Origin of the sequence: Leptospira jelokensis (genome assembly GCF_004769635.1) — a bacterium.
GTDB lineage: Bacteria > Spirochaetota > Leptospiria > Leptospirales > Leptospiraceae > Leptospira_A > Leptospira_A jelokensis.
Genome location: NZ_RQGH01000028.1, coordinates 19,531 through 46,524 on the forward strand (window position 1 = coordinate 19,531; position 26,994 = coordinate 46,524).

A 26,994-nucleotide genomic window follows, 5' to 3' on the forward strand; every position below is an offset into this window, starting at 1 on the left:
ATTCGCATTCCATCGATTAGGCGATCCCGCTGTCCGCTCCAATCTTTCTGGAATTTTTTATTCGTGATAACGGAATATCAAAACCCAGAAAGGATTTCCGCTACCATCGGTGGCAAGGCATATTTGAAATCCACTTGAATATGTGGAATGAATTTACAAGCGCCCTTATTTGGAAACTCATTGGAAGCATTCACAAGAAAGTGTTACAAATCGCCGTCACAATTTTAAAAAATTGCATTTTTTTCTTACCTTTTGTCACAAAGTGAATTCCCGCGGGTATCCATTGTAGAGGCAAAAAGCCTAAAAGTAGGAGAAAGTTATGTTAGAAAGTTTGAAACAAGAAGGCCAAGATTTATTCACCTTGGAAAGTTTACCCCAAAGTACGGCAGTAGAAGTTGCGATTGTTACTTGTGAAAGTGAGAACATAAATCGATACCATGAAATGAGAAAAATGATGTTACCTATCCTGAAATCCCAAAAAGGATTTTTGGCTTGGAGAGCGTTCCAATCGAAATCGAAAGATGGTGTAATGATGGATCTTTTGTATTGGGAACAAGTAGAAGATTGCCACGAGGCGGGCAAAAATATTCAAAACACAGAAACTGGGAAAGAGTTTTTCCAATTGATGAAACAAACTGTGGTCTTTGAATTGTTTGAACGGCAGGCACTTTGATGAAAACCAATCGTGAAGATGATTTATTGCTCATTGAAAAAGCACGGACGGGAGACCGTCGTGCGCTGGATCACTTACTCAGAGATGTCCAATCGTGGATTTATAATGTAATCCGCCGTGTGTTACTGAATCCACAAGAAGCGGAAGATGCAACCCAAGAAGTTTTGCTCAAACTTGCTACCAATCTAGCTGCATATGATCCCAATCGTGCAAGTTTTAAAACATGGGCATACCGCATAACAGTAAATTATGCGTTAAATTCAAAAAGAGGGAAGTTAGAAGAACTCACAACTGGATTTCCTGGTTATGCGAATGAATTGAATCAAATGCCTGATATCGAAGTTCCAACCGATGAACTTTCTAACCCCGAGAACATCGTCCTTGTAGCAGAAGCGAAAGCATCTTGTACATTAGGTATGTTACTTTGCCTTGATCGAGAACAAAGAATTGCATTATTATTGGCTGATGTTATGGGCCTCAGTGATAAAGAAAGTGCTGAAATCATTGGGATTTCCCACGATGCATTTCGCAAACGCCTAAGCCGTGCAAGGCAAGATTTGTATACATTTATGGACGACCAGTGTGGACTCATCAATACATCAAATCCATGTCGTTGTTCTAAAAAAATGAAAAGTTTCCAAATGAATGGTTGGATTGATCCAAGTAACCCACGATTTTCAGCCCCATATGTCAAAAGGGTGAAAGAACAAGTGGAACAACTTCAATGTGAATATGAAGATTTTAAGCGAAAGGAATATGAAGAAATATTTCGCGACCACCCTTATTTTGAAACTCCTAAAAAAATTTTAGAAGAATTGATGGCAAAGTACAGTCCCACCCAATGAGTCTTAAGCATGTTTTACGAGTTTTTTTTCAAGAATATTCTAAAGATTCTTAAAAACTTCGAAACTTAGTTGGTTTCATTTTGATTTTGATTGGGCGCAAATGGATTCAAACAATCGTTGAAAGTAGAAAATTCAACGATTCCAGTGGCAAAATCGGAATCATGATTTTTTGATAGGAGGTGATTCCTGACTTTTGGAACTACTCGGATTGTGTTCTTTCTGTTTTCGAAACACTTCCATCACGGCACAAAATAAAATCACCCCACCACCAAGCCATAACCGATCCGGTGGGACTTCTCCGAGAAAGTACCATGCCGCCAAACTCCCGTATATCGGACTTAAAGTCGACAATGTCCCAGCTGTTGTCACTGACAAATTGGACAAACTACGAATCCAAATGGTATGGGCAAGGGATGTAAATACCCCAGCCAAGATGACCTGGAAAAGTAAGTATTTTGGTTCTGCCAGCATCTGGGAAAGCCCATCAGCGAAAGGAAGTAATACAAGTGAGGTGGCAAAAAGTTGGGTGAATAGAATTTGAGAACTTGGGTAGTGGACGTGCATTTCTTTTGTGAGTAAATTGCGGATCGCATACAAAACAGCAGAGACAACCCCCCAAACCACACCTTGGAACATTTGGTTGTCCCAAGAAAGATCGGGCACAATGAGAAAGAGCCCAAAAAGTGAAAAACAAGCTAAAAACAAAGCAAATGGCTCTGGTTTTTTCCCACCAAACAAAGGTTCTAAGATTGCGGAAAACACTGGGTAGGTAAACAGGGACAACATTCCCACTGCAACAGTAGAGACTTGGATGGAGTGGAAGTATGTCACCCAATGGATGGCAAACAAAATTCCAATCCCAAATACAAAACTAAAATCCTTAAAACTTTTGTAAGATATGGACTTACCTCGGAGTAGAAAAAACAAACCCAAAATCAAAACGGAAAACAAAGCTCGGCCTGAGATGATGGTGACGGCAGGGAATGGAAGGAGTTTGGCAAACAAAGTGACGTTCCCCATAATGAGGATCGTCAGATTGAGTTCGAGTACGGAGCGTAGGAACGAGGGGGAAGAAGTTTTCACTTCTTCCTTAGGATTCAACCCCTAGAAATTTGGCGATGGATTTTCTGTCCTTTTCCAAACTATGTTTGTGGATTTCTTCGATTGCTTTCTCTACAATCGGGGAAACAAAAAGTAAACTCGAAACCACATCCACATCATACGACCTTGTGGATTCAGCACCACTCGCTTCGTATTTACTTTTCCCTTTGATCACAAATACATTGTCTTTCCCAGGAGGAGAAATTTTGAATTCATGAGTATTTGTGGTAATGTCAAAGGTAGATTCTTCGAGTAAAGAAAGGTCATTCAGGGCTGCCGAAAGAACTGCAGGCATAGACCCTTCCAAACTTACCTTTCGTTTTTGGTGGATGAGGTTCCCTTCTTTTTTTTCTTCGAGTAAGGTGACATTCTTTAGATCAGGGAACTGGTCTAGGTGTTTGTATCTCTCTTCTCTTGCATGCAAAAGTTTTTCTAAGGGGACTGGAAATGTATGGGTGACTTGGTACTTCACTATTTTTTCTTACCTTTCTTTGCCGGTTTTGCCTTTGGTTTGGCTTTTTTAGGGGCTGGTTTTGTGGCCTTTTTCGCCTTCGCTTTGTTTGCGGGCTTTTTCACAGTTTTGGATGAAACCTTTGTTGATGGAGATGGTTTAGCCTTCGCTGAAGTTTTTGGTTTTGGGGATGCTTTCGGTTTTGGTTGTGATTTGGAAGGAGGGTTTACCTGTGCAAGTAGTTCCTCATCTTCCCAATAGAACACTTGGTCCGCTGGTGTGGACTGTTCCATCGCCATTGCTTGTGCTTCTAACAATGAATTGTTGGATTCATTAAAATTTGCTAATTTTTGGAATAACAAATTGATTTTTGGGTCTTGGAATTTCCCACGGATGGTCGCGTAAAAATTACGAGCATCTTCCCCTTCTCGGATCGCAAGTTCGATCGCCTTCTTTTCGTCCGCCTTCACTTCCGCATTTTTGTTGCGATCAAGTCGATCCATGATCTTTTGGATGGTTGACGAATGGAACTTTTCAATTTCCGAAAGTTGTTTTAAGTTCGGGAGTTCTTTCCCTTCCGCACTTTTGTAAATTTCTTTGATGTATTTGATATGCTCATCGCCATCTAACGCGAGTTGGCTAAAGAGTTCTCTAATTTGCCCTTCTGGCAAACTTTCAGAAAGTTTAAGATAAAAATTGAAACATTGAACCTCATGTTCAATTGCAGCCGCTACTGCTTCAATAAAGGATGTTTTTTTTAGTGATTTCATAATCCCTTTCCCTGGTTTTGTAAAACCATAAATACGATACTCGTTCGACCAAGGTGAATCAAGTATTTTTCACTGATTGAACATCTAACTCTTCTGTCTTTGTAGCCGCATAAATCAGCAATTGAGCCAGATAATATGTGATCATAATGCCAAGTGAGGCAAGAGAACGATCCATTTCACGGTTGAGAAACATCGAATAGGCAATGATGGAATCGGACAAAATGAAAACAAGTGCGCCGAGAAGGCCCAAATAAAATGGTTTTGAAATGGAATTTCTAGACGCAGCCCTCCAACCCATCAAACAAATGGCAGAGATATAAAACCCAACGGGGATCATAAGGGCACCAAGTTTCGGTGCAAGCACCATAAAAAAGGAACTTCCGAATAGTAAAAATGGAATCGCAAGCAGAGGTTTGATTTTTGAATCAATGGTGAAAGCGTAGGAATAAATCAATTGGGCAACAAGAAATGATCCGAGCCCTGGGACAAAGTATCCTTCTTTCGGGATGGCCAAAAAACTATCACCAAAAAGGGAAAATACAAGCCCTACCGCCACCAATTTCCCACGTTTTTCCAAACTAGGGAAAAATCGAAACAAGGACACAATCAAAATAAGGATTGGTATGATTTTGGATGGAAGATAAAACAAATCTTCCTTAGTGATCGTAACGATCGCAAGGAGATGCACAATAGAAAAGAGAACAAACAAAACAATTTCTTTAGCCATATTTCTTACTTTACACAGATATCATTCTCGAGATTTCATCAGATGGAAAGCCCGAGTGATCAGCCTATGAAACAAACACGACCCTTGTCTATCCTTTTCTTAATCTGTCTTTTGTGGACACAAACATTATCTGCAAGAGAAGTCCCTTCTGGCGGTGAAATGTTGATTGATCTCATCGTTGCGCGTCCCATGGGACTTGCAGGGACCATCCTTGGAACGGCAGCATTCATTGTTGCGTCTCCCTTCACTCTTCTCTCTGGTACCTTTAAGCAATCAGGAAGAAGATTGGTTGTGTACCCTGCCAAATTCACCTTCACACGAGGGTTAGGCGACTTCCCTGGTTATATGGAAGATTACCAAATCGTAGAGGAATAAATTGAACGAATTTTTATTTTCAGACTTCCCCGAAGTATCCACAGAAGATTGGAAAAACCAAATCCTAAAAGACCTAAAAGGTAGTCCTTGGGACAAAGTGACCTGGGAAACAGAAGAAGGTTTTAAAATTGAACCCTTTTACCGCAAAGAAGACCTTCCTGTTTTACCGAGAGTATTCAAACGAAGTCCAGGTTGGAAAGTAACAGAATCGGTCACAACCAATTCCGAAACGAATTCCCTAATCAATCATGGAGTTGATGCAGTAGTTCTTGTTTCCCACGAAGAAAACGGAACTCAGTTTGGTTGTAAAATTTCCTCAGCTTCTGAACTTGAAACATTGGCGAAGTCCAATCAAGGGATTCCACTCATTGTTTCCCTTGCCACAAGGACTCCTAAATTTACTGAATCATTAAAAAAACTTGTTTCTTCGCATAACACAGTGCTAGGTGATTTTGACCCCTATGGGACAGCACTTCTCTGTGGTGAACTCGGTTGTGAAGAGAACTCAATTGGCACAAGTTTTGCTTCTCTTTCTGGAACAAAGGGATTTGCAGGTGTGGGCATCCATAGTTTGTATTTACGCGATTCGGGAGCATCCATTGGCCAAGAATTGGCATATTCGCTTTCCTGGGGGGTGGACTACCTCAACCAACATTTGGATGCTGGAGTGTCAATAGAAGGTGCAGCCGCAAACCTTTGGTTTTGGATGGGTATCGGATCCGATTATTTTACTGAGATCGCCAAATTCCGCGTTATGCGAATCCTTTGGACAGAGATTCTAAATGCCTACAAACCAGGACTTGGAGAAACACTGCCTGCTCTCATCCTTGCCCAAACTTCCAATTTTCAGTACACAGCCTACGATCCTTATGTCAACATGTTACGTGGGACAACGGCTGCGATGTCTGCGGTGATTGGCGGAGCTGATTTTATTTCAGTTTCCCCTTTTGATTCAGAATACACCACAAAACAAGAATTAGGCAAACGTATCGCAAGGAATGCCCAACTCCTGCTCCGCTACGAATCCTTTTTAGACAAAGTAGAAGACCCGGCTTCCGGATCCTACTACTTGGAAGTCCTTACCAAAAAATTGGCAGAAACGGCTTGGGAGAAATTCCAAACCATTGAGAAAGAAGGTGGTTTCGGTGCCTGCCTAAAAAAAGGAACCATCCAAAAGGAAATCTCTGCCCGTGCTTCCAAAAAACGAGAAGCCCTTGCTTCCAAAAAAGAAATCCTACTTGGGACAAACCAATACCCTCTCCCAACAGAAAGGCATGCCGAACTAAAAGATTCGATACAAGAAACCGAAAAAAGACTTTCGTATTCGGAAAAATCAACTTACGAACGTTTGGTGCCTCTCCGGCTTTCTTATGAATTTGACAAATGGAGGAATCAGACTGACCTCCATGTGGCATCTGGGAAAAAAGCACCAAAGGTATTTTTACTTACCATCGGCGACCTCACCATGCGCAAAGCTCGCGCTGGTTTTAGTTCCAATTTCATTGGTTGCCTAGGATATGAGATCATCGACAACCTTGGGTTCTCTTCTGTGAAAGAAGGAGTGGCAAAGGCCAAAGAACTTGGGTCTGAGATGGTTGTCCTCTGTTCGTCTGACGAAGAGTATGCGACCTATCTACCTGAATTTGTCTCTGAGATGAAATCCCAACTCCCAGGTTCTTGGAAACTCCTCGCAGGTTATCCAAAAGACCTAGTGAGCCAGGCGGAGTCCCTTGGGATTGATGACTTCATCCACATGAAACGGAACCTTGTTGGGTTTATGGAAAAGGCCCAAACCAAATGGATCGGGAAATAAAATGAAGAAACCTAATTTTGCAAATACCCCACTTTCTTTTAGCGCACCAAAACCAGACCCTAAGTCCATTTCTCTTTGGCAAACGGCAGAAGGGATCTCCATCCAATCTCGTTACCAAAACTCAGATTTGGAAGGGATGGAACACTTAAACTATGCGGCAGGAATCCCACCCTACCTACGGGGACCTTATTCCACCATGTATGTAAACAAACCTTGGACGATCCGCCAATACGCTGGATTTTCCACGGCAGAAGAATCCAATGCCTTTTATCGGAGGAACTTAGCCGCAGGGCAAAAGGGACTTTCTGTTGCCTTTGACCTGGCAACACACAGGGGTTATGATTCCGACCACGAACGAGTGGTTGGAGATGTAGGAAAAGCGGGTGTGGCGATTGATTCGGTCCTCGATATGAAGATCCTCTTCGACCAAATCCCTCTCGACCAAATGTCTGTTTCCATGACGATGAACGGTGCTGTCATTCCCGTACTTGCCTTCTACATTGTTGCGGCGGAAGAACAAGGGGTTTCCAAAGAGAAACTGTCTGGTACCATCCAAAACGATATCTTAAAAGAATTTATGGTGCGGAACACATACATTTACCCGCCAAAACATTCCATGAAGATCATCGCAGACATCTTTGGTTATACTTCCAAGTACATGCCAAAGTTTAACTCGATTTCTATCTCTGGGTACCACATGCAAGAAGCGGGTGCCACTGCGGATTTGGAACTTGCGTATACCTTAGCTGATGGTTGGGAATACATCAAAACAGGGATTGCTTCAGGACTTTCGGTGGATGAATTTGCCCCTCGCCTCTCCTTCTTTTGGGCGATTGGGATGAACCATTTTATGGAGATTGCCAAGATGCGTGCAGGGCGTCTCTTATGGGCAAAAATTGTAAACCAGTTCCAGCCAAAGTCCACAAAGTCTTTGGCACTCAGGACCCACTGCCAAACCTCCGGATGGTCCCTCACGGAACAAGACCCGTTCAATAACGTGGGAAGGACTTGCATTGAAGCGATGGCAGCGGCCCTTGGCCACACACAATCCCTCCATACAAATGCCCTGGATGAAGCGATTGCCCTCCCCACTGACTTCTCAGCAAGGATTGCTCGTAACACACAAATTTACCTGCAAGAAGAAACAAACATCCACCGTGTCATCGACCCTTGGGGTGGATCGTATTATGTGGAAAAACTCACCAATGATTTGGTCCACAAAGCATGGGATCTCATTACCGAAGTACAAAAATTAGGTGGGATGGCGGAAGCGATTGAAACAGGGATTCCAAAGATGCGAATTGAAGAAGCATCGGCTAGAAAACAAGCTCGTATCGATTCCGGTAAAGATGTGATTGTAGGTGTGAACCGTTTCCGATTGGATAAGGAAGCACCACTTGATATTTTGGATATCGATAACACGGCTGTTCGACTTGCTCAGATCAAACGCCTTGAACAAATGAAAAAAGACCGTGACAACACGGCCGTGGAAGCTGCGTTAAACGCCATTACCAAATGTGCCGAAACAGGCAATGGAAACTTATTGGAACTTGCAGTGGATGCCGCAAGGAAACGTGCTTCTCTCGGTGAAATTTCTTATGCAATGGAAAAAGTATTCGGGAGATATAAAGCTGTGGTCAGGTCCATCTCTGGGGTGTATTCCTCTGAAATTTCCGAAGACAAAGGTTATATTGAAGCAAGAAGCCTAGCAGACGAATTTGCAAAACTCGAAGGCCGTCGCCCAAGGATCATGGTTGCCAAAATGGGTCAAGATGGCCATGACCGAGGTGCCAAGGTCATCTCCACTAGTTTTGCCGATATGGGGTTTGACGTTGATATCGGGCCTCTCTTCCAAACTCCTGCGGAAGTTGCCAAACAAGTGGTAGAAAACGACTGCCATATTTTAGGAGTTTCTTCTCTTGCGGCTGGACACAAAACTTTGGTCCCTCAAGTGATTGAAGAACTAAAAAAATTAGGCGCAGAAGATGTGTTAGTTGTCGTGGGGGGAGTGATCCCTGCACAAGATTACGACTTCCTCTACAAATCGGGGGCCACAGCGATTTTTGGACCAGGCACAGTGATCTCAGAAGCCGCAAAACAAATCCTCAATTTGTTACTCGGCGAACGAAGAGCTGCTTAAGGCCAGGCAAACCTAGCGAACGAAACAACAACCAAAGCACCGAAACGCAAACAATCTTTCGGTGCACTTTGGTTGGGGTTTTGGAACAAATCCCAATCATTAAAGCGAAAAAACGATCCAAACGACAACCAATCACAATGGACCAACCAAACAAAGCGGACGAATCCAAACAAGAGACAAACCCAAGTGGGGAGCCAAAATCAGCCCTTTCGGTCAACCCAGGTGTCTCTCATGCCCCCGCCATTTCTCCCTACATCCAAGAACAACGAAAATCACTTTCAAAAAAAGAAACCACAGCGGAATCCCTTGCCGAAGGAATTCTCGCGGGAAACCGCACGTCTCTCTCCAAAGCCATCACACTGGTAGAGAGCAATTTAGAAGCTCATAATGACAAAGCCCAGGCGATTTTAGAACTCGTGATGCCAAAAGTGGGAAACTCCATTCGCATTGGGATCACAGGTGTGCCGGGAGTGGGGAAATCCACATTCATTGAAAGTTTTGGAAGTTTTATCCTCGAACAAAATCGAAAACTGGCAGTGCTCGCCATTGACCCGAGTAGCCAAAGGACAAAGGGTTCCATCCTTGGAGATAAAACAAGAATGGAAGTATTGTCCAAATCAGAAAACGCCTTCATTCGTCCTTCACCTAGCAGTGGTTCGCTTGGTGGGGTTGCAAGGAAAACCCGCGAAAGTATGTACCTTTGTGAGGCCGCTGGATTTGATACCATCATCATCGAAACTGTAGGTGTGGGACAATCGGAAACACAAGTCCATTCTATGGTGGATTTCTTTTTGTTACTGATGCTTGCGGGTGCCGGAGATGAACTCCAAGGGATCAAACGAGGCATTATGGAGATGGCAGATCTCATTGCCATCAACAAAGCGGACGGTCCCAATGAAGCTTATGCCACGAGAGCAAGGGCCGAATACGAATCAGCCCTCCATCTCTTCCCTGCCCCCGAATCCAAATGGACACCGCGAGCAACCACTTGTAGTGGGTTAGGTGGCAAAGGGATTGATGAAATTTGGAAACTCATACAAGACTACATCACCACTACAAAAACAAACGGATATTATGCGAAAAATAGAGAAGACCAAACCAAAACTTGGTTTGAGGAATCCTTACGGGAAGCGGTACTAGATCAGTTTTTTGCCAAAGAAGGGAAAAAAGAGGCGATCTTACGTTCTGAATCCAAACTCATGAGTGGCAAATCCACACTGCTCCGAGAAATCAAATCTCTGCTAGGGAATTAAAAAAACACCATCGTGTTCTGGACACGATGGCGCGCATAAGGGTCATCATTCATTAAAGGAAAAAGAAAGGAATCGGTTTCAATGACGAAACGGAATCGATTAGGCGCAGTTCTAAAAAGGTTTAGTGGATGAAATTGAGAACGAACAAAACCAAACAATACACCCCAAACCAAAAAAGAATCCTGATGCCATTCCAAAGATAGGGATTCAATGGGTTTTTCTGACTCGTTTCATACTGGTGGAATTCCAACGTAACGAATAGTATACGTTTTTTCCCAGATTTCGTCTATCTACCAAATGGTATAAAATGGAAAGGAAACCATCCGATTAAAAAATTCCGAACAATCGGGCCTTTTTTAACATTTGTACCCGGGTATTCACTTGGAGTTTTTTATAAATGGTTTTGATTTGTTGCCTGACCGTTCCCAAAGAGGTACCAAAAAGTTGGGCAATTTGTTGGGGGTTATCCCCTTCCGTTATCAGTTCTAAGATTTGCCTCTCCCGAGGAGTGAGGACTTCCAATCCTTGTTCTTTTTCGCTTTTGCCTTTCACCAAACTTGGATTTGTTTTGGAAGACCGAAACGATAACAAAACCTTTGTGGCAATCGATGGAGAGATCACACTCCCTCCCTCTAAAATGGTTTGGATGGTATCAGGAAGGGAATCCAATTCCGATTTCCAAATGTAACCAGAAGCTCCTGATTGGATGGCCGCAAAAATCACGTCATCGGTTTGTAAGGCAGAAAGTACAAGGCTTTTCCGAGATTCCACCGTGTGGTATTTCTTTAAGACATCAATCCCCGTTTGCCCAGGAAGCCCAATGTCGACCAATAATAATTGTAATTCTTCTTTTGGTGGTGTCTGAAAAAAACTTTCTGCAGAATTCCAAGTGAGTATCGATACATTCCCTTGCAAAAGGAGTACATCCGTAAGGGACTTCAAATAATCAGGGTTGTCTTCAATGATGCCAACTAGGATAGGATTCATATCGTAAAAATCGACTTTGGAAGTTTGATCAAAATTTGGAATGGGAAATCAACGACGTCAACTTCTCCTTGTAAAAATCTGACTCTTTGTTCTATCCCTTTCATTCCTAATCCAATCTCAAGCGAAGGTGGATTCAAATTTGGTTCCAAGGTATTTTTTGTATGTATCTGAGTTTGCACTTCGGATAAAAAATGGATGCATAGGGTTTCCTCTTTCACCATCACTTGGCAGGTCGTTTTCCCTAAACCATGGCGTAAGTCATTGGTTGTGATTTCTTTTAGTATTTGTAGGATGTGATGGGCATGTTCCGGTTCTTTGATTTGGATGAGTTTATCATCTTGCAAAGGGTCCAAAGCAATGGATATCTCGCGGCCAAGTGATTTATATCTTTTTTTGACAAGCAAATGGATTCCGTCCACCAGGGACTCTTGTAAGATTTCCCGATGGTCTTCCTCTTTCACTTGGTTTCGTAACGATTGTAAGGCGTCACTTGCCAATTCTTTCATTTTTTGAATTTGAGGGGGAGCAACTTGATTCGGATTTTGTTCAAAGGATTGGCTTAATAAATACAAATCGGTGAGCTTCGAGCCCAAACTGTCATGGATGTCTTGGAAAAAAGTCCTACGTTTTTCTTCGAGTAACATTCCTCGGTAGGCGGCAATGTAACGAGTTTGGAACCACCAATGGTTGAGAAAAAATGCAACCAAAAACAAAGGTACGGTGGTTGACATTTCACGCCAAGTTTCCTCAGGGATGGAACCAGCATTTTTAAACGCAACTCGTGCCAAATAAAGAAAAAAGACAATGGTCCATTCGGAGATGAATTGCCAAACAAGCCCTGGGTAAAAAAAGGAAGTGGTTCCGATAAGGGCAATGATGGTTAACCAATTCCTTGGATCAAAATAAGGAATGTTTGGGTCATGGAATCCTGTTTCAATTTCTACTAGCACTAAGGCAAAAAAAGAAAATCTTACCAACTTCGATACGAATCCATTTGTATTCGTATAAAAAAAGGATATCCCGACGAGTAACAAACTGATCAAAAGTTGCACAAAGGATAAGTAACAGTTGGTTAAGTCAACTTTTCCCCATTCTAAGTATACACTTTGGGCATACGCAATTGTGTATGCAAAACCCAATAGATACAATTTGTTTAGAATTTCAGAATATACGGCAATGAGTGAAATGGGATCATATTCTCTTCCCAATAAGTTTTGGACGATTTTTTGGTAGAGAGTCATATCGCTAAAAGATGGTTTGGTATTGGAAAATCGGATAATGGTCTGGGATTTGAATTCACACTTCCAGTTTGTGGATGTGTTCTAAGAGGAGTTTTTTATCATCTTCAAAGATTTGGTTGAACTCTAATCCCACTTCATAAAAAGCACCTTCCCCAAATTCTTCTAACCGAACCACTTTCGCTTTGGGATACAATACGTACTTTACATCTGGGAACCGAAGTTCCAATTCAAGTCTTGTCCCAAGTGGCATCGGCTCTTTTGTCCGAAAGAGTAACCCCCCTTCGGAAATGTCTTGCGAGTCCCCCTCTCCTTTATCACTGGGGAGGAACTGGGCAGAGCCTGCTCCCGATTGGATCACTCGGTAGGTGAGATGGACTTTTTCAGAGATACGTTTGTAAATTCGGCGTTCGCTAGACATGTTTGCTAGAGAACACCAAATTCAAAGTTTGGGCAAGTTTAAATTGGAAAATGGATCCTCGGATTCAAATTCCTTTTCGATCAATCTTCTAAGTCTTCGGGCCTGATTTCATAGTCAGGTCGGAAAGCACCTTCGATTTTTTCTCGGAGTCTGTCAATGTATCCAAAGACAGCAGGTACGACGATGAGTGTGATCAGTGTGGATAAAACAAGTCCCCCAATGATGGCAATCCCCATGGCCGTTCTGGATTTGGAAGCCTCTCCGATTCCAAGGGCAATGGGCAGTGTCCCTGCAATCATGGCAAGGGAAGTCATCAGGATGGGCCTCAGTCGTTTGGCCCCTGCATCAAAAATTGCCTCATCCCTTGACATCCCATGTTCTTTCATGGCGAGCATGGCATGGTCAACGAGTAAAATCGAGTTTTTCGCAACAAGACCCATAAGCAGGATAAGACCAATCATACTGAAAAGATTCAACATCTCACCCGTTAGGGCTAAGGCAAAAAAGGCACCCGAAATGGCTGGAGGGATGGCAAATAATATCGTAATCGGTGTGATGAACGACTCATATAGAGAAGCTAACACGAGATAGATGAAGATGAGTGCCATTCCAAAGGCAAGTACGATATTTTGGAGTAACTCTTTGAAATCCTCAGATTGGCCCACAAAGGAATATGTGATTCCAGGAGGGGGAGGTAATTTTTCCTTTAAAATTTTGACAGCGGATTCAGAAGCAGATGCAATCGCACCACCAGGAGCAAGGTTTGCGTTGATTGGCACAACACGGGATCTGTCTTCTCGGATGATCCTTGCAGGTGAAGTACTTTCTTTTCCATCTGCAATTGCATTCAATGGGATGAGACGGTTTTGGATATTGGGAACCCTTGTTTCATAAAATGATTTACGGAGGTTCCTTTGGTCTTCTCGGAGCCTTAGTCTCACATCATATTCAATTCCATTCTCCAAGTACTTTGCCACTTCCCCACCTTCAATGTGGTAACGAAGCTCGGCTCCCATCACCCCTGCAACCACACCCACCGTTTGCATTTTTGCACGGTCAGGAACCACTTGGAATTCTGGTTTCCCTGTTCTGTACGTTGTGTCCACATCGGTAAGGTCTGGAACTTTTCTTAGTTCTTCCATCACTTTGAAAGAATAGGATTCTAGGTCTTTTAAGTTTTCCCCTTTTAGGTTCAAGTTGAAAGGGTATTGCACACCACCGCCTATCGCGGAATAGTCGTTCACCTTTGGCCTTGCTTGTGGGTAAGCTTTTAAAAATTCACGGATTTGGTCTTTTACATCCCCCGTTGTCCGTTTCCTATACTCAGAGGGAAGCAGTGCGACACCAATGGTGGCAATATTTGATTCACCATCAGAGTTCCCAACCACTGTTGCGAGCAGTTCCAATTCAGGTACATTTTTGATGATCTCGTTTTGTATTTTTTCCACCATTTCTGAAGTCCCAGTTAGGGATGTTCCAGGTGCCATCTCCACATTCACCATAAACTCCCCTTGGTCGTTTGGAGGAAGGAAGGTTTTTTTCACAAAGGCAAGGGAAAAAATACTTGTGACAAGTGTTAAGAATGTTAATAGAATCACGGCCCATGGTTTTTTGAGTGCAAACTTCATGATGATACTGTACATTCTGTCCAAAAAGTCTTGGAATTTATCAAAATAACGTAACACAATATTTTTTTCTTTGTGGATATCGTTTTTACCAGCAAAGTAGGCAGATAACATTGGTGCGACGGTCAGACCATCAAAGAGTGAGATGATCATCGCAAAAACAACGGTGAGACCAAATTGTTTGAAAAACTGTCCTACAATCCCTGATAAAAATCCAATTGGTAAAAATACAGCGATCACAGTGAGAGAGGTTCCAATCACAGCAAGGGTCACCTCTTCTGTTCCCTTTCTCGCCGCAACAATCACCGATTCTCCTTCTTCCAGTTTTCGGAAAATGTTTTCCCGCACCACAATGGCATCATCAACTAAAAGGCCCACGGCAAGTGATAGTGCAAGTAAGGTCATTACGTTCATGGTAAAACCCATGGCATACATAATGATAAAAGCACCTAACATGGAATTGGGCAGGGCCATTCCTGTAATCAAAGTGGAACGAACATTCCCGAGGAATAGGTAAACAACAAGGACAGCAAGGAAGATCCCCAAAATTATGGCAATGGTCACGTCCTCAATATTGGCACGAATCCATTTGGAACCATCTCGGATGAGGATGACTTTGGGAGCCCCTTTTAAGTCTTTGATTTGGCCATTGATGGTATCAATTTTACTTAGGATTCCATCGGCGACTTCTACCGTGTTCGCTCCCGATTGTTTGTATACATCCAAAAAAAGTGCCTTTTTTTGTACTCTTTCTTTTTTGGGAGCTTCGTATTTGAATAATAATTTTCCAATGACAGAAGGTTCTTCGTGTTCTTCTGTTTTGATAGGAGCATACAACAAACCAAGTGTTTGGCGGTCTTGTAAGGTGTCTTTCACTTGGCCCAGATCTTTGACAAGGACACCTCGGCCAAACTCTCCACCAAAGGAAACAACTGTGTTTTCGATTTGGGATAGGGATTCGTATTTCGCAACAGTTCGAAAGGAAGTTTCTTTTTCCCCACCTTCTACTTTCCCCGCGGGGATGTTGACACCCGAATTTTTAATTTGGTTTCCAATGGCAAGGGCGGGCACTTGGTAGGCATTGATTTTGTTCCGATCCAGTTCAATGTGAATTTCACGCCTAGAACCACCAATGATCTTTACGGCTCCAACGTTATTTACCTGTTCTAACTTGGTTTTGATTTTTTCTTTTGCCAAATCATAAAGTTCCCCTTCCGGAAGGTCTGCAAATAAGGAAATCCGCATGATGGGTTGGTCCGAGGGATCAAACCTTTGCACCAGTGGTTCTTTGGATGCTTCTGGGAAAAGTGGTTTGACCCTTGCGGTTTTGTCCCGTACTTGTTGTTCGGCATATTTGATGTCGGTGGTCAAACTGAACTCAGCAAAGACAAGTGAGATCCCTTCTTGGTTTCTGGAAGTGATCCGTTTCAGTCCTGAGATGGAACTGAGTTCCTCTTCCAACGGTTTGGAGATAGAAGTTTCAATTTCTTCGGGGCCTGCACCAGGGTAAACAGTGGACACCACAACAAAGGGAATGTTGATATCAGGGAATAAATCCACACCAATTCGTTTTAAGGAAATGTAACCTGTGATCACCATGATGATCACAAGCGAGGAAATAAAAATGGGGCGTTTGATGGAAAAGGAAGCAATACTCATGAATCTTTGTCTCTATTTGATGAGTTTGTATTCTTGTAAACAAGCGATACCAGAACTCTCTCTGTAAGTAGACAGCAATGTTGACTTACTGTTCAACATTTTTGTGCGATTTTCAAATTTTTCTTCCACAAAAGGTTCAGGGCAAACATCACTCAATAAAAGAACAGAATCAAAGTTTGTCCAATCTTTCCATCGGTATTTGTTGTCATTTCGTACCATTCCCTCTTTGTACGTACGAAGTTTCATCGCAAGATCAAAATCTGATGCCAAAACCCTGCCCTTTGTATCATATTTCTCTTGGAAATGGAAGGCATTGATGAGGATGTATTTTTTATCTGGAGAAACATGTTCGGCAATTTCCCTTGCAGGTTGGAAATCGCTTGCATTCATCCCACGGTAACAAAACATTTTGGATTCATAAAATTTCCCAGACAAAATCCCTTGTTCATAAAAAGAATTATAAAACACAAAACTTGTTGTAAGGATGAGTACAGAAATCGCGGTGAACTTTTGAAATTTATGATCTGCTAATTGGGACAACCTTAAAATCCAGAGAAACCCCACAAGCCCAATGGCAGGAATGAATTGTAATACATGGCGCGGTTGTTTGTTCCCCGTTGTGAGTTCCAATATCAAAAGTTCTAAAAACAAAACGAATGTTCCTGCCACAAGTGGGTCTTTGATTTTGTTCCACAAAGTTTCTTTGGTGCGCACAAAAAAGTATAACAAAGACAAGGTGGAAAATAGAACCAAGGTCCGAAAACCCCAAATGAAATCAAAAATCCCAGGCACAGATGGGTCTTTCCCAGGCTCCGTCCAAAGGGTTAAGAAAAAACTCCTGGTATATGCATTCACAATCATTTGGGCATCGATTAATGCATTCACTCGATCAGGATTCAAAAATAACCATAAAAACGCCGGGAAAATCGCATAAGCCCATAAAACAACTGCTGTTTTTGGGAATATTTTTTTCACTGCATCACGGTTACGGAAAAGGTATACCGACAGATCAACAAACAATACGAAGGTGATTCCAAACATAAACTGTTTGAAACCTTTTTGGTTTAAATTAATTTTTGTAACGACTCGTAACACTGGCAAAGAAAAAACCATTAAGACAACAAAAACCAAATACACTAATCTTATGTTCTTTGCGTAATGTTTTAATAAATACAATAAAACATCTTTGTACTTAGCTGGAGATCGTACGAGCTCATAAGCAAAACAAGCCATAAAAAACAAAATGCCATATGGATACTTTGTGAAATAAAATCCAAATAACGAAACGAATACGAGCCATTTGGTTGTGCCATCGATTTCACTTTCTTTGTTGTCTCTGTCATACAACCGATAAATCGTATAAACGGACAATAAAAGGAAAAACATCGATTGGGTTTCCAACATCGAGGACAAGGAATAAGCTGGCACTTCAACGGTTTGGATGGTAAGGATAAAGATCAAACTTGAGAATACACCCGACCAGAAAACCGATTTGGACATTCGGTAAGTTGTGTAAACCAATCCCGGGTAAACCAAAATCAAAAAGAACATACCAAGAAAACTATCTCGGTAGGTTTCATACGCATCCGTTGGTAAGTACAATGTAACAAAGGTTAAGATAGAACGAAGTGGAGGCCAAGTGGGACTTTCTAAAAAAGGCATCACCCCATAAAACCAATTCCCATTCCGAAAATCCACATACTGGTCAAGGACTTGGTTCAGTCGTATATTTTCATCCCAAGACAAAAAGTCTTTGTTGGGACAAATTTGCAGGAAAGTCTCCCAAGATTTTGTAGCATAGAACACGACGAGAAATACGCCGAAACCAATGAAAAGAACCCCAAAACTGTTCAGAAGAATGTTTTTTGCCTTCATACCAATCCTTGGAATCATTCTTTCTTTGGGGTGGAATTGGGATCAACCGAAGTTCTTTTTCTTTAAATTTTCTCTTTGATTGTAGTACATAGGATTGGATTCTGTCCGTTAGAAGGTTCCAAAATGCAAGAATTCGTAGACCTTGGGGAAAAAATCATCTTCCTCGTGATGTTACTCGCGAGTGTCCTCGCCATTGCTGTTTTCATCGAAAGGTTCATAGTTTATAAACGTAATTTTAACAAAGAATCGGAATCACTTCTCGATTCTCTCACACTTCTCATCCGCCACCGTGATCTTAAGGGCACAGAGAAATTACTCGAAACCCATCCTATGGAAAATTCCTACACTCGGTTCATCCATTTTGTATTGGAACGGGAAAAGGAAAACCATAAGGGTTTGTCGGAACTGATGGAAGGAAAAATTTTAAAAGAACGTCTCAATTTGGAAGAACGCCTTCCCATCTTAAACACACTTGGGAACAATACCCCTTTCATTGGTTTACTTGGAACGGTTCTTGGTGTGATCAAAGCGTTTTATGGACTCGGAACACTTGGAAATTCTGGTGCGGAAGTGGTGATGCGAAGTATCTCAACCGCACTGCTTGCAACCGCAGCTGGTCTTGCCGTTGCCATTCCTGTGGTTATGGCAAATAACTACTTCACTCGCAAAATGAAACTTGTGATTGGACATTTAGAAATCCTATCCAAAGAAATCCATGCAAGTTTTATCACGAGTGGGAAACACAACCAATCTGCAAGTTCAACACCTAATATTCACCACTAAACATTGAATTTATGAAATCTTTTACATTGTTCTTACAATACAAATTAAGACGGTTTGGACTGTTCCGAGCTAGTCTTTTTGTTTCAGTAAGTTTACATGTATTTTGTTATTTAATTTATTTCATCCTCACCTTACCAAGCGAAGCTGCTTTCCAAGAAACTTCCATGGAAGATGTGGATGTTTCCTTTGAAGAAATTCCACCTGAACTCATTGGTGGAACTTCAAGTCCAGCCCCTGTTGAAAAACAAGAATGGGTGGAAGGATCAAACAAAGATGCGGAAGACAAACCAGATAATTCTGATTTAAACCCAAACCAACTTTCTGGGAATGGAACGGACAAAGATGGGTATCTGTTTTCATTTAATGGAGATAGGCCACCCACTCCTATCATTGATTTTGATCTCAAATCATACTTCCCGGAAGCAGCAAAAGCCGCCAATATCACCCAAAAGACAGTGGTTGTGATGGTGCAAGTGGATGAACAAGGTGTTTTGCAAGGTGTAAAAATTGTTTCGGGTCGTGCGGGCTATGGATTTGACGAAGCTGCCATTCGGATCATACAAAGGGCAAGATTTTCACCAGGTTATGACAAAGGGAAACCAACTAGAATGGCACATCGTTTGCCAATCAGTTTCGACTTAGAAGAGGATTAATATGTTTCAAAATTCAAAACAAAGAATTGCTCTCGGCAGTCTATTTTTTATAATCGGCCTAATCGTTGTTAGTTTTCAATCTAAACCCATCACAGGGAAAACCGAAACCAAATCATCTATTAAAAAACCTGGTTTAACTCCCGATCCTTTTGCCCTTTACCAAAGCATTCCACCGTATGTTTCCGAACTCACAAATGCAGATTTACCTTCCAGTATCGACCTCAGTCCTGATTTCCCCACACCCATCGACCAAGGTGTTGGAAAAGATAATGTAGGTTATACGGTTGGGTATGGCCTAATTTCCTGTATAGAAGCAGCGAAAAAAGGAATTCGAAATCTTTCAACGATTGGCCCAAACTCTGCCAATGGACAAAAACTTCTCTATTCTGCCAATTTCATTTATAACCAATTGAATAGTGGAAAAGACCAAGCAGTTTCCCTACTCGATGCTTTGGTCCTTGCCACAAGCCGAGGTTCGGTGCCTTTGGAACAAATGAATGAAGGGAATACAAACCTTCGTACAAGGCCAAAGGCCAATATCGTTGAACAAGGTAGAAAAGTTAGGCTTGGTCGCATTTTCAAAATTGATCCCCATGATTTGAGTTCCATCAAACTCGCCTTAACCGAAAAAAAACCAGTTTTAATTGGATATTTGGTTTACGAAAATTTTTTGGATCCAAAACCAGATACCATTTATAACCAAGGTATCGGTGAGGTGTTAGGTGCTCAGTCTCTTGTCATACTAGGCTTCAATGAAAAAAAGAAAGCCTTTAAAGTGTGGAATACTTGGGGAACCCAATGGGGTGACCAAGGCATGCTTTGGATTTCCTATGAAAGTTTTCCAAAACATACAAAATCAATTTATGTTGCAGAAAGAGCGATAGAAAACCAACTTCTCACCGAATCCAAACTATTGAATATTTTAGAATCGTTAGAATATGGTGAACACAACCTATTCCCACCAAAGGAAGTATATGCTTCTCGTGGAGATTTTTCTGATCGCATTCGAATTTCATGGTCAAGTGAAAAACGAGCCATTGGGTACGAAGTGTACAGGAAACGAAAAATTGATACTAAATACCAACTTGTTGGGCTTTCCAAAAGACCAAGTTTTGATGATTTTGGTGTTCAAAAAAATACAGCTTACCATTACCGAGTGGCAAGTTTAGATGAAAATTACATCTCAAAACCATCCATTGAATCTAATGATGGTTATGCGTCAGATGAACCAAAACCTTCTGGAATTTTGCCTGTCACAAACTTACGAGCAAGTGTTGCCCCAACGAATGATCGGATCGTTTTAGAATGGGACAACCAACCGATTCCTACAACGTACGCGGTATACAAATGGAATGCTATGGCACGTATCTTTCGTTTTTTAGGTAAAACTGAAAAAAACAGATACACCGACTTAAAAGCAAGCCGGAATGGGGATAACGAAATTTACCAAGTGATCCCGGAACGAAACCAATTGGAAGGAGAAGCCAGTTATTACGTTTCGGCACACTTAGATCCATCTGAAGTTTTAAAACCAAGACCAGAACATTTTACAGCATCAAAAGGTTTGTATCCAGGTGTCACCGTCTTACAATGGGAAGGTTCTCCGAGTGCCACGGCTTATCATATTTTCCGAAAAAAAGATGGAGTTTGGAAACGCATCGCAAAAACAACGGAGTTGCAGTACAAAGACCAGGATCCTTCAGGCAAAGAAACCTTTTATGCGGTTTCCTCTGAGTTTGAAGGAGAATTATTCAGCCTTCCATCAGAACCTGATCTCGGTTATGCGTCACTTGTGGCAGGTAGATCCTTACAAATCAAAGCACCTGAGCTAACCGTAACCGAAAATCCAAAGTCCGGTGAGTTTTCTCTTAGTTGGAATTCCATACCGAAAGTCACATCTTATAAAATTTTGATACGAAAAAAGAATGAAGAGGAATGGAGTTTGGTGAAGGAAACTTCTGAAACCAGTTTCAAACTGCAAAACCTCGCTAAAAATCAATTTTATTTTTTTGTAATTCAGTCCATACAAAAAGGTGTGGGAGAAAGTTTATATTCCACTCCTGTGACAGCTGTATTATCAGAGACTGTTCCTGATGTAAAAAAAATCAAAACCTTTGGTGAGTCCGCCATACAAAAGTTTATTGGTCCATGGACTGCGATGTACTGGGATGGAAAGAATAAAGTAAAACCGATCCGTTTGTCCATTGAAGCAGAGGATATAGATGGAAACATCATCATGAAATGGAACGAAAACGAAATCTTCCGTGGGAAAAATATTGTTGATTCCGATTTAATCGAAGAAAAAGGAAAATGGAAAATCAAACTTTCTCCTAGTTACGAATCCTTATCGGGAGAATTTGAAGACAAAGTTTTGGTCCCAGAAAAAAGCCAACTTTCCTTCATACGCGAATGATATTTTTCACCACGATTGTTACCAATCGTGGCCATTGAATAAAAAATGTTTTTTAGAAAATCAAACGGCCGCTAGGTTGTCAAAATAGTGTTTTGGGATCTTCCATGGTCGTTTTTTTGCAAAATCAAAAAAGATAGCAGAGAAAAAAGCCTCACAGACAAGTGCACCGTCTGAAACGCGGTACATGGTTTGCACCACTGTCCCACGGATTTGTGTCATATCGCGAAATCCAGTTTCGATCCGAACTGATTCCGGGTGGTTCAATGCTTTGTGGTAATTCAATTCTGCTTTCATGACAACAGGACCCACTAAGTTTTCCCGCATCTCGCGAATCGAAAAACCAATGGATTCCAAAGCCTGCATCCTCGCTTCATCAAAGTACGATTGGTAAACTCCATTATTCACATGCCCGTTGGCATCCAAATGGCTCCAAAGTACCGGTATTTCCGTCGTATGGACAATTTTCATAGGAACTCTACCCTCACTCCTCCCAAATTTAGACAGACCGTCCTGTCTGCCAATAATAAAACAGACAATTCTGTCTATTTTTGATTTCCCCTCCCCGAAGTTTCTGTTACAATGGGAAGGCATGAAACCCTCACCCAAACTTCGGATCCTAGAAATCGCCAAAAATCGGTTCTACCGACAAGGGTATTTCCACACGGGCATCAACCAAATCATAAGAGAATCGGGAACTGCCAAAGCAAGTTTTTATGACCACTTCCCCTCCAAACAGAGTTTAGGTGTGCAAGTGATCAGAGCCTATGGTGTGGACGTTTTGGTCTGGTTTCGGAATATCCTTCGTAAGTCTAAAACTCCCAATGATTTTATCCGTGAGATGACTGATGCGATCTTAAAACAAATCCACGGAGATGAATCTTACTACCAAGGTTGTCCCATTGCGATTTTTTCCTGCCAGTTCCCCGTGGGTGAGATGCCATTTAGTGAAGAATTCAAACGAATTGTCCTAAGGTGGGAATCCCTTTTTGTGATGACCATTTCTAAGTGGAAAGAAAAAGGATACCTTCGTTCTCATTCTAATGAAATGGAGTTAGCGAGGGATCTCATCACTCTTTATGAAGGGGCACTCATCAATTGGAGAATTTCCTTAAATGAAGACTATATCAGTAGGGTGTTTGACCAAATGAAGGAACGTTTGAAATTAGAGACTAAAAGATAGTCCCACTCTCACAATTTTTTCGACAAATTTTTTCTAATCCAAGGCAACTGCTTGCAAGTGCCGCCAAATCAGCGTTACTGTATTCGTTAACCCCAGTTGATACTCGATAAAAAATATCGTTACGTAAAAAACATGCACCTTCGATGGTCGAACATTTGTTCCTTTCGTAACAGGCAGAACGAAAGGAAAATGGGGATCCACATTCGAAAATTGAAACAATGAAAATAAAAAATCCAAATTTTCTCATAAAACAATAGTTTGGTTTTCAAACTCTGTTTTGGAAAGGGATGAGATTTTCTTCAGACTCCCCGACTGGTTTTGGAATTTGACTTTTCCTTTTAAGGTAATGGGAACATCAAACAAAATCTCCCCTTCTACCACTAGTTCTTCACAGTCGATTAAGGATGGTAAAACGAGAAACAATGCATCAAATTGTTGGATTTTTTTATAATGTTTTTCATCCAAAAGGACTAATACTTCCCCAAGGCCTTTTTCTTTCCTTTCCTTTGCCATGGTCAATGAGTAGTCATCATTTAAAACATAGGCATCTGAACGACGGATCAAATAATCTTCCGTTTTTTTCACAGGTGCAAAACGGTCTCTTGGAATGATGATTCCCTTAAATTTGGAAAAATTCCCAACGGCACTTCCCATTGCTGTTTCTAACTGGATCACATCCTTTCCATCTACCTGTTTAGGATTCACGATGAGTGACAAAGAAAAGTTTCCCTGTTGGAATCTTTCTTTTAACGCACGTAAGTTGATCCATAAATTATTTGTGGAAAATGTTCTGAACTTGCCCAGACCACTGAATTCATGTTCGTGTTCTTTTGGAACTTGTGCGGTTTCCAAAAGTTCGTACTGCACCATTTTCCCACCAACGATCTTTCGATAGATGGCTCCTCCTTTTTTATCGGCGAGTGTTTTGGGAGTCATCTCCATCGCAAAATGGATGTTTTCTTTGAGTAAAAAAGAAACGATATGAGGATCAACTGTTGCTCCTAAATTATCTCCGTTCGAAAGGAAGGCAATTTCAAAACCTTTGTTTAAAAGTTCATCTAAGATCCCTTCTTCCATCATAGTGAAATAAATATCACCGTGGCCTGGTGGGCACCAGTTGTCTTTTTCATGTTTGGACGTTAAGGGGGCGAAGGTTTTTGCATCCAACCTAGGGACTTTGTGTTGTAAAAAACTAGAACGTAACGACTGTTTGAATCCGTTTTTTTGTAACTCCTTTTGTGAATCCTCTTGGGTGTTATAAGAATCCATAAACAAAAGGGGAACCTCAATCCCATACCGGCTTCGTAGGGATTCGATTTGTTTTGCCATCACCGCTAAAAAAGAAAAAGAACCTTTGATGGGGATGAGGGACTTTGCTTGGTTTAGACCCATACTTGTCCCAAGTCCCCCGTTCAATTTGATCACAACCAATTTGGAAAGGAGAGAGGGATCGAGCGGGTATGAGGAATGGATTGCCTCCAAGGAAATTTCATCCGTCTTCGGATCCAAATCACCTACTTCTTCCCAACGAACGATCCCAGTTTCCCCTTGGCGGACAGCATCCACTTTGGTGATAAAATCATCGATAAAGGCATGCGAGAGACCGGCCTTTTGCATGGTATCACGGATGAGTTGGTCAGAACTTTCTTTTTGCATATCATTTCCCTTCATGTGGTTCCCCAAGTTCGATCCGGTGGGGTTCGTCAGTGATTCCCGGATTCCAGAAAAGGAAGACAAGGATGTTTCGTCCGTCAGATTTTGGCACGGCGACTGTCTCTTTTCGTTCGTATTTTGGCATAAAGACTTCAAAATTGTACACCCAATACTTCCCTTTTTTTCGCGAAATCTGTCGGATTCCCTGGCCTAATGGGTCTTTCCGTAAGAGTTTTCCATAGGGAAGTGGGTACTTGGTCTCCCAAACCTGTGGGAGTAACTTGGCTGCATCATCATAACCACCTGGACTCGCGAATAGAAAGGTCGGCAGTACCAAAAAAGATAAAATGACACATACAAACTGGAACATAGGAACCTAAAAGGCAATCCTATGTGAGTACGGTTATCGGTCAATTCAGGAATTCTTAGTTTGCGTTTGATTTTCATAGACAAGAAATGTGTCGGATTGAAACATTTAATTCATGTTTCGATTCATAGAATATCTGGAACGTTTTTGGGCCTTATTGTCTTTTTATCTTCCTAGTCATTTAACAGTGGAACGGAATCAGGATAAAAATATTCTCATCGTGCCTGGGTTCAAAGCAGGCCGGTCTTATTACCTTCGATTAAAATCCAATTTAGACAATTTGGGATTCAAAGTGGGAATTCTGTCTACTTTACGAAACCCTACTTCTTTGGAAGAGGCTGTGGGGTATCTTGCCAAACAAATTTTAACAGCACCGAACGAAGTCACTTTGATCGCTCATAATACAGGTGGGCTTTTGGTTTTGATTTTGCCGGATGAAGCAAGACGAAAGGTAAAACGGCTCATCACATTAGGAACTCCTTTCCATGGATCAGATCGATTTACGAATACTCGTTATTCGTATTGGGGTTATGAATCAGATTGGGTCAAAATGAATTACAAAAATGCTTTATTTTTTCCTTTGTTCCAACCTCTTTCTGCGATAGAAGATTTTAGTTTTCCACCACAAGAAAGTACTGAGTTTGGGCAAGGTAGAGATTTATGGTTTGATATACCTGGCAACTATAACCTTGTTAGGCGAAATGAAAACATAAGAACCTTACGCGAATTTTTAGGGACCCCAAAAGATAGTATCAATATTGCGCAGAACCCAAAGGCAAATCATGAATTTGCAGTTCCTAAAAAAATTGAAGTAGATTTTTCAAAGTACGAACCTTCTGTTTACAAAAAAAACAAAGAGAGTTTGGCAAAAAAGAATTCCGCAGAGAAAAAAATTGAGGTTAAACCAAAATCAAAGGCGAAACCTAAGAGCAGTGTGGTAGCAAAACCTAAAGGGAAATCCAATCCAAAACCAGCTCCGAAACCCAAGGCCAAAAAGAAAACGAAACGATAACAAAAAAGCTGCCCACCAAACGATGGACAGCCTTTTAAAGTGAAATTCGGCTTTCGAATTATACTTTTTTTAATTCTTTAACACAAGCGAGACAACTATCTCGGCATTCTTTGCAAACCGCATGATGGTTTGCATGTTTGTCACATTCTTTTGCGCAAGACTCACAAACTTCGATACAAAGATTTGCCAATTTCTTGGTAAAGGAAGAGTTTTGGCTCGCAAGTTTCACAAACGAGTCACAAAGGCTAATCACTTCCCGTGTTGAGGCTGCACAAGCTGCCATTGATTTTTCACCTTTCCCAAGTTCGGTGAGGCAATGGCTTAGGCATACCTCAGCCGACAATTGGCAATGGACAGCTGCCATCATGGCTTTTGCAAACTTTGATTTCGCTGCGGTTGGCATTGAACCCGAGTGGTCATGGTCTTCTGCGGAAAGTGTGGATAAAATTCCAGAAACAGCCACTGCCATCCCTGCTTTTTGTAATAATTCTTTGCGGTTCATAATCGATTCCTTTTTATCAATGGATTGAGAGTAAAAAATATTTGATCACCTAACTGAGTCGGTGTGCCAATCTCAAATCAAAAGTCGAATCGTGCGTGTGGGCAAATGAGTGGGGAGCCGGGTTTCCCTGTAAACGAAACCCATCTGTATTTTTCGAACTGAGGAAACAAAACCCTTCCATGGAGAGGAAGGGTAGATGGAAACCAAGGAAATCGATGGTTTCTTAAATGACGTCACGAGATCCGTAGGAGATTGGAGTGAATCGAAAACTATGGGGCAATCACAAGTTTCCTTGTTGGAAGTACCTTCGGATTGTGTTTGGTGGCAGGGAGGAACCTTTGTTACTTTCACAAAGGCATCGGGCGAAAGGCATACCCCAAATAGAGAGGATTTACACCCTAAATACAAAAGAAAGAGTAGAATGAATCCAAAACTTGCCTTCCGTTTCATACTGGTTCCTATCCCTTAGACGAAATCC

At 41.6% G+C, this 26,994-nt stretch carries 26 protein-coding genes; 12 read left to right on the forward strand and 14 right to left on the reverse strand.

Features of this window, described 5'->3' with window-relative positions; translation table 11 throughout:
- Positions 1-319 precede the first annotated feature (319 nt).
- The gene (locus EHQ62_RS14035; protein WP_135643846.1) at positions 320-673 is read left to right on the forward strand and encodes a hypothetical protein; all 354 of its coding nucleotides are present in this window, start codon (positions 320-322) and stop codon (positions 671-673) included.
- The gene (locus EHQ62_RS14040) at positions 673-1,518 is read left to right on the forward strand and encodes an RNA polymerase sigma factor (protein WP_135643848.1); all 846 of its coding nucleotides are present in this window, start codon (positions 673-675) and stop codon (positions 1,516-1,518) included. Before EHQ62_RS14035 ends, EHQ62_RS14040 begins: the two co-directional genes overlap by 1 nt.
- 159 nt (positions 1,519-1,677) lie before the next feature.
- On the opposite strand, the gene EHQ62_RS14045 is transcribed toward EHQ62_RS14040, so the two are convergent.
- From EHQ62_RS14045 to EHQ62_RS14060, 4 genes are read right to left on the reverse strand one after another with little or no spacing between them, the layout of a single operon-like run.
- A complete protein-coding gene (locus EHQ62_RS14045) occupies positions 1,678-2,601 on the reverse strand; it encodes a DMT family transporter (RefSeq protein ID WP_341866981.1) in 924 nt (307 codons plus the stop codon).
- A 7-nt stretch (positions 2,602-2,608) separates the two neighbouring features.
- Entirely contained in the window at positions 2,609-3,091 is a 483-nt protein-coding gene (locus EHQ62_RS14050; RefSeq protein ID WP_135643849.1) for a DUF2505 family protein, read from the reverse strand.
- Positions 3,091-3,840 carry a ferritin-like domain-containing protein gene (locus tag EHQ62_RS14055; RefSeq protein WP_135643851.1) on the reverse strand — a complete coding sequence of 250 codons (750 nt, stop codon included), beginning with the start codon at positions 3,838-3,840 and terminating at the stop codon, positions 3,091-3,093. Before EHQ62_RS14055 ends, EHQ62_RS14050 begins: the two co-directional genes overlap by 1 nt.
- A gap of 58 nt (positions 3,841-3,898) precedes the next feature.
- On the reverse strand, positions 3,899-4,567 hold the full coding sequence (locus tag EHQ62_RS14060; protein WP_135643853.1) for a lysoplasmalogenase: 669 nt from the start codon (positions 4,565-4,567) through the stop codon (positions 3,899-3,901).
- A 66-nt stretch (positions 4,568-4,633) separates the two neighbouring features.
- On the opposite strand from EHQ62_RS14060, the gene EHQ62_RS14065 reads away from it, so the two are divergent.
- The 4 genes from EHQ62_RS14065 to meaB all read left to right on the forward strand — a co-directional run bounded on the left by EHQ62_RS14065 (position 4,634) and on the right by meaB (position 10,148).
- Positions 4,634-4,942: a hypothetical protein gene (locus EHQ62_RS14065; RefSeq protein ID WP_244241786.1), complete on the forward strand. Its 309-nt coding sequence runs from the start codon at positions 4,634-4,636 to the stop codon at positions 4,940-4,942.
- A 1-nt stretch (position 4,943) separates the two neighbouring features.
- Positions 4,944-6,755 carry a methylmalonyl-CoA mutase family protein gene (locus EHQ62_RS14070; protein ID WP_135643855.1) on the forward strand — a complete coding sequence of 604 codons (1,812 nt, stop codon included), beginning with the start codon at positions 4,944-4,946 and terminating at the stop codon, positions 6,753-6,755.
- A 1-nt stretch (position 6,756) separates the two neighbouring features.
- Entirely contained in the window at positions 6,757-8,895 is a 2,139-nt protein-coding gene (gene scpA, locus EHQ62_RS14075) for a methylmalonyl-CoA mutase (protein WP_135643857.1), read from the forward strand.
- A gap of 137 nt (positions 8,896-9,032) precedes the next feature.
- Positions 9,033-10,148, forward strand: a complete 1,116-nt coding sequence (gene meaB / locus EHQ62_RS14080) for a methylmalonyl Co-A mutase-associated GTPase MeaB (protein WP_135644386.1) — start codon at positions 9,033-9,035, stop codon at positions 10,146-10,148.
- Positions 10,149-10,475: 327 nt separating this feature from the next.
- Here meaB and EHQ62_RS14085 read toward each other — a convergent pair whose 3' ends face one another.
- The 5 genes from EHQ62_RS14085 to EHQ62_RS14105 form a co-directional block, all read right to left on the reverse strand.
- Positions 10,476-11,135: a response regulator transcription factor gene (locus tag EHQ62_RS14085; protein ID WP_135643859.1), complete on the reverse strand. Its 660-nt coding sequence runs from the start codon at positions 11,133-11,135 to the stop codon at positions 10,476-10,478.
- Positions 11,132-12,376 (reverse strand): sensor histidine kinase, encoded by a 1,245-nt coding sequence (locus EHQ62_RS14090; protein WP_135643862.1) that lies wholly within the window; start codon positions 12,374-12,376, stop codon positions 11,132-11,134. The genes EHQ62_RS14085 and EHQ62_RS14090 overlap by 4 nt, the downstream gene beginning before the upstream one ends.
- A gap of 55 nt (positions 12,377-12,431) precedes the next feature.
- Entirely contained in the window at positions 12,432-12,794 is a 363-nt protein-coding gene (locus EHQ62_RS14095; protein ID WP_015679320.1) for a PilZ domain-containing protein, read from the reverse strand.
- Positions 12,795-12,874: 80 nt separating this feature from the next.
- Positions 12,875-16,078, reverse strand: a complete 3,204-nt coding sequence (locus tag EHQ62_RS14100; RefSeq protein ID WP_135643864.1) for an efflux RND transporter permease subunit — start codon at positions 16,076-16,078, stop codon at positions 12,875-12,877.
- Positions 16,079-16,090: 12 nt separating this feature from the next.
- Positions 16,091-17,953, reverse strand: coding sequence for a hypothetical protein (locus tag EHQ62_RS14105; RefSeq protein ID WP_244241787.1), 1,863 nt, complete (start codon positions 17,951-17,953; stop codon positions 16,091-16,093).
- A 123-nt stretch (positions 17,954-18,076) separates the two neighbouring features.
- On the opposite strand from EHQ62_RS14105, the gene EHQ62_RS14110 reads away from it, so the two are divergent.
- Genes EHQ62_RS14110 through EHQ62_RS14120 form a run of 3 tightly spaced genes read left to right on the forward strand, consistent with a single transcriptional unit; the run spans position 18,077 to position 21,802 of the window.
- The gene (locus tag EHQ62_RS14110) at positions 18,077-18,736 is read left to right on the forward strand and encodes a MotA/TolQ/ExbB proton channel family protein (RefSeq protein ID WP_135643875.1); all 660 of its coding nucleotides are present in this window, start codon (positions 18,077-18,079) and stop codon (positions 18,734-18,736) included.
- 11 nt (positions 18,737-18,747) lie between these two features.
- Positions 18,748-19,389 carry an energy transducer TonB gene (locus EHQ62_RS14115; RefSeq protein WP_135643877.1) on the forward strand — a complete coding sequence of 214 codons (642 nt, stop codon included), beginning with the start codon at positions 18,748-18,750 and terminating at the stop codon, positions 19,387-19,389.
- Position 19,390: 1 nt separating this feature from the next.
- Positions 19,391-21,802, forward strand: coding sequence for a fibronectin type III domain-containing protein (locus EHQ62_RS14120; RefSeq protein WP_135643879.1), 2,412 nt, complete (start codon positions 19,391-19,393; stop codon positions 21,800-21,802).
- 60 nt (positions 21,803-21,862) lie between these two features.
- On the opposite strand, the gene EHQ62_RS14125 is transcribed toward EHQ62_RS14120, so the two are convergent.
- A complete protein-coding gene (locus EHQ62_RS14125; protein ID WP_135643881.1) occupies positions 21,863-22,270 on the reverse strand; it encodes an acyl-CoA thioesterase in 408 nt (135 codons plus the stop codon).
- A gap of 121 nt (positions 22,271-22,391) precedes the next feature.
- On the opposite strand from EHQ62_RS14125, the gene EHQ62_RS14130 reads away from it, so the two are divergent.
- Positions 22,392-22,982 (forward strand): TetR/AcrR family transcriptional regulator, encoded by a 591-nt coding sequence (locus tag EHQ62_RS14130; protein ID WP_135643883.1) that lies wholly within the window; start codon positions 22,392-22,394, stop codon positions 22,980-22,982.
- Here the strand turns inward: EHQ62_RS14130 and EHQ62_RS18825 are convergent.
- The 3 genes from EHQ62_RS18825 to EHQ62_RS14145 are packed head-to-tail and all read right to left on the reverse strand — an operon-like array spanning position 22,972 to position 25,005.
- The gene (locus EHQ62_RS18825; protein WP_135643885.1) at positions 22,972-23,229 is read right to left on the reverse strand and encodes an LA_0364 family Cys-rich lipoprotein; all 258 of its coding nucleotides are present in this window, start codon (positions 23,227-23,229) and stop codon (positions 22,972-22,974) included. The two genes, EHQ62_RS14130 and EHQ62_RS18825, sit on opposite strands and share 11 nt — an antisense overlap.
- Positions 23,226-24,638, reverse strand: a complete 1,413-nt coding sequence (locus EHQ62_RS14140) for a UTP--glucose-1-phosphate uridylyltransferase (RefSeq protein ID WP_135643887.1) — start codon at positions 24,636-24,638, stop codon at positions 23,226-23,228. The genes EHQ62_RS18825 and EHQ62_RS14140 overlap by 4 nt, the downstream gene beginning before the upstream one ends.
- 1 nt (position 24,639) lies before the next feature.
- A complete protein-coding gene (locus EHQ62_RS14145; protein WP_135643889.1) occupies positions 24,640-25,005 on the reverse strand; it encodes a hypothetical protein in 366 nt (121 codons plus the stop codon).
- A gap of 112 nt (positions 25,006-25,117) precedes the next feature.
- Here EHQ62_RS14145 and EHQ62_RS14150 point away from each other — a divergent pair, with 112 nt between their 5' ends.
- A complete protein-coding gene (locus tag EHQ62_RS14150; protein WP_135643891.1) occupies positions 25,118-26,014 on the forward strand; it encodes an esterase/lipase family protein in 897 nt (298 codons plus the stop codon).
- Between the two features lie 58 nt (positions 26,015-26,072).
- Here EHQ62_RS14150 and EHQ62_RS14155 read toward each other — a convergent pair whose 3' ends face one another.
- Complete coding sequence (locus tag EHQ62_RS14155; protein ID WP_135643893.1) at positions 26,073-26,516, reverse strand: four-helix bundle copper-binding protein; 444 nt, start codon at positions 26,514-26,516, stop codon at positions 26,073-26,075.
- 196 nt (positions 26,517-26,712) lie between these two features.
- Here EHQ62_RS14155 and EHQ62_RS18645 point away from each other — a divergent pair, with 196 nt between their 5' ends.
- Positions 26,713-26,985: a hypothetical protein gene (locus tag EHQ62_RS18645; protein ID WP_208720703.1), complete on the forward strand. Its 273-nt coding sequence runs from the start codon at positions 26,713-26,715 to the stop codon at positions 26,983-26,985.
- The last annotated feature ends 9 nt before the right edge of the window (positions 26,986-26,994 follow it).